This window comes from Bartonella saheliensis (assembly GCF_902162175.1).
Genome location: NZ_LR607281.1, coordinates 1 through 2,682 on the forward strand (window position 1 = coordinate 1; position 2,682 = coordinate 2,682).

Consider the following 2,682-nt stretch of genomic DNA (forward strand, 5'->3'; position numbering starts at 1 on the left):
GTGCCATTGCCAGTGCATTGGGTGTTGGCTCCAGCACAGCCATGAATGCAGCGATACAAGCAGGGGTACAGGCGCTGATCAACAAAAGTGCTGTGGCTCTTGTCAATAATCGCGGCAACATTGCCGAGGCACTTCATGAGCTAGGCTCATCGAAGAATGTTTTGGGCATTGTCTCTTCAATGTTGACAGCAGGTTTAACCAGTCAATTCACAGAGATGGCTGGTGTTGGACAATCCTTATCCAAAACCGCCCCTTTGGTTGATCGTATCACGCGTGAGGCAGAAAGGAATCTGATCAAAGCCGCCATTGGCACGGGCGTTCAAACGGCTCTTGAAGGTGGTTCACTTGACAAAAACTTTTTTAACAATCTGCGCACAGCGCTGTCAGGAACCCTTGGCAAAACATTAGCGGAAGAAATTGGTACCGCTAAAGCAGAGGGCAAAATAGACACGGTGACGCAAATTATAGCTCATGCGGGGCTTGGCTGTATTGTCGGTGCGACAGCGAGTGGTGATTGTACGGCTGGCGCCGTGGGAGGGGCTGTAGGTGAAGCCGCCGCAATGCTCCAGTTTAAACTGTGGATGCAAAACATTATCAAAGAGGAAATGGGGGCATTAGATGGTCGCACCCCAACGCCGGAAGAACAAGCCCGCATCACCGCCAAGATTGATGCACAATTTGCTGGCTTTAAAGAGCAGACCATTGATGTTGCGCGCATTGCGGGGGGCTTTGCTGCCGCCCTTGCTGGTGGGGATGTCAATACCGGCGCTGATGCTGCTGGTAATGCCGCGGAAAATAACTACCTCAGCAGTGCGCAAATAGCCCAAATGGATAAAGAATTAAAGGAGTGTCCTGACCTTTTATGTCAAGCAGAAGTGTCTGCGAAATGGTCTGCGATTAGTACAGGGCAAAATTTAAGCCTTTTGGCTGGTATGGTCGCTGGTGTACCGGCTGAATTATACGATACGGTTGATGGTTTTGTGCAAATTGGCCTTCATCCCAAAGAGACTTTGAAAGCACTTAACGACTTGTTGAACAGTGGTGAAATTTGGGCGACAATTGGGCGGACCATTGGGCAATCCTATGTAGATCGCATTAATAAAATGGCGGAAGAATATGAGCGAGCCGGTGCTGGTGGATCCTTTAAAGCGGGTGTTGAACTTGGAAAATTATTGACGGATATAGCATCCCTAATGACAGTAGTTGCTGGAGCAGTAAAGGGCGGCGTAAAGCTTACCGAAAAAACTCTGATCAAATTCATGGCGAGGAAAGATTTTGCCCAATTCGCTTCCAAGAAAAATCTTGCAGAACTTATAGCTCAGGGAGATCTTGCCAAGCTTGAAGCGAAAAAAGAACTGACCAAAGAAGCTGCTAAAGAAAAAAAGAATTGGTTAAAAGGAAAACCCATTAAATTTACCGATAGCAAATTTGGTCAGACAAACAAAGTCTATCAGAGAGATGATTTGTTTGATCCTGACAGAATTGTTAAATGGACTGAAAATAAAAAAGAAGTGTGGGGCACCAATGTTGAAAGAATGGAAACAGGAAGAGCACCTATAGGACATGATAGTGAGTCTATTGAGTTGCACCATCTAAAGCAAACCCCTGAGGGCGCCATAGCAGAAACGAGTAAGGAATTTCATCAAAAATATACTTCTGTGATTCATGATAATCCAAAAACACATCAATCGCTTATAGATAGAAAAAAGTTTGATAAGTGGAGAGAGGAATATTGGAAGGAACGTGCTAAAGGGTATAGAGAACAAAAAAACAGTAATTTAGGAGAAATAATCGATATGAGATGGGGTATCATAGGTCTAGATTTTAACAGATGGAGACAGGAGCATCGGCAATAATGCTCTACGGTTGATGAAAAGAGAAAAAACAGAGACTTATAAAATAATTGATGGAGAATAATGAATGAAAACCTATACCTTAGATGATATTGTAGTATTAGTTGATAAATATAATGATATTATCAATTTTCGGACTGAAGAAAATGCGGCTGATGATCTACGGATTGAAAAGGAGGAGAAGGCTCTCGGTTTACAATTTACATCGTCTTATAAGAGCTTTTTAAAAAAATATGTAGGAGGAGAAATTGGCGGTGAAGAAATCTTTAGTCTTTATAAGGAGTGTGGAGCAGATATCCCTGGTGGTGATATTGTTTACCAAAACTTAAATGCTAGAAAACGTGGTTTTGCAACACCAGAACAGCTTGTCGTGTGTTACGCTGATTTTGATGAAACCTTTTATTTTGATTATACGCAGTTTCAGGATGGTGAATGCCCACTCTATGTCAGGCTTGCATTGGGCGATTGCGAATATTACGCGAGTAATTTTTATGAATTCCTTTGCAAAAGGATTATAGTACACGCGGGAGATGAGATACTTGATGGTGATCAACCAATTGAAAAAACTGATACCCCTCCCATTCCGCAACCTATCCCTTTTTACAAGCGCTTTTGGAAAAAATTATGGAGGAGATGATATTGGTAATGGGAAATCTTTAATCTTTCTAGAGATCCTCAGTATTATATAAGTAATTTTTATACAAAAGAATTAAGGAGTATGTAGGGGAAGATTAAGTTTCTGACCAACAAGGATCAAGATTTTAAGGATGTTTATCAGCGCAATGAAAACCTTGTGTGGTGGAGTGAGAGCGACAAAGGCTATCTGAAT

At 42.3% G+C, this 2,682-nt stretch carries 2 protein-coding genes; both read left to right on the forward strand.

Going from position 1 to position 2,682, the window contains the following annotated elements; genetic code table 11:
- Nucleotides 1–1,856, forward strand: a 1,856-nt coding sequence (locus FS875_RS09615; protein WP_208000047.1) for a DUF637 domain-containing protein, incomplete at its 5' end; no start/stop codon positions are given.
- A 64-nt stretch (nucleotides 1,857–1,920) separates the two neighbouring features.
- Entirely contained in the window at nucleotides 1,921–2,490 is a 570-nt protein-coding gene (locus tag FS875_RS09620) for an SMI1/KNR4 family protein (RefSeq protein WP_144756170.1), read from the forward strand.
- Nucleotides 2,491–2,682: the final 192 nt, after the last annotated feature.